The 782-nt window shown below is 67.3% G+C and carries 1 protein-coding gene; it reads left to right on the top strand.

What is annotated here, in order from left to right; genetic code table 11:
- Positions 1–2: 2 nt before the first annotated feature.
- Positions 3–782, top strand: a 780-nt coding sequence (locus M878_RS65690; RefSeq protein WP_037730135.1) for a DNA-directed RNA polymerase subunit alpha, incomplete at its 3' end; no start/stop codon positions are given.

Below are 782 nucleotides of genomic sequence, written 5' to 3'. Positions count from 1 at the left end.
CGTTGACCGAAGAGGTCGTCGACGAGTTCCGTTCCCGGTTCGTGATCGAGCCGCTGGAGCCGGGCTTCGGCTACACCCTCGGCAACTCCCTCCGCCGCACCCTCCTGTCGTCGATTCCCGGCGCTGCTGTCACCAGCATCCGTGTCGACGGTGTCCTGCACGAGTTCACCACCGTGCCGGGCGTCAAGGAGGACGTCACCGACCTGATCCTCAACATCAAGCAGCTGGTCGTCTCCTCGGAGCACGACGAGCCGGTCGTGATGTACCTGCGCAAGCAGGGCCCGGGTCTGGTCACCGCCGCCGACATCGCGCCCCCGGCCGGTGTCGAGGTGCACAACCCCGACCTGGTCCTCGCCACGCTCAACGGCAAGGGCAAGCTGGAGATGGAGCTGACGGTCGAGCGCGGCCGCGGTTACGTCTCGGCCGTGCAGAACAAGCAGGTGGGCCAGGAGATCGGCCGTATCCCGGTCGACTCGATCTACTCGCCGGTTCTCAAGGTCACGTACAAGGTCGAGGCCACGCGTGTCGAGCAGCGCACCGACTTCGACAAGCTGATCGTCGACGTCGAGACCAAGCAGGCCATGCGTCCGCGTGACGCCATGGCGTCGGCCGGCAAGACGCTGGTCGAGCTGTTCGGTCTGGCGCGCGAGCTGAACATCGACGCCGAGGGCATCGACATGGGCCCGTCCCCGACGGACGCCGCCCTGGCCGCCGACCTCGCGCTGCCGATCGAGGAGCTGGAGCTCACCGTCCGCTCCTACAACTGCCTCAAGCGTGAGGGC

The organism is Streptomyces roseochromogenus subsp. oscitans DS 12.976, from assembly GCF_000497445.1.
Taxonomy (GTDB): Bacteria; Actinomycetota; Actinomycetes; order Streptomycetales; family Streptomycetaceae; genus Streptomyces; species Streptomyces oscitans.
The sequence above is the reverse complement of the archived record's forward strand: the minus strand, read 5'-3'. Positions and strand labels throughout refer to the sequence as shown.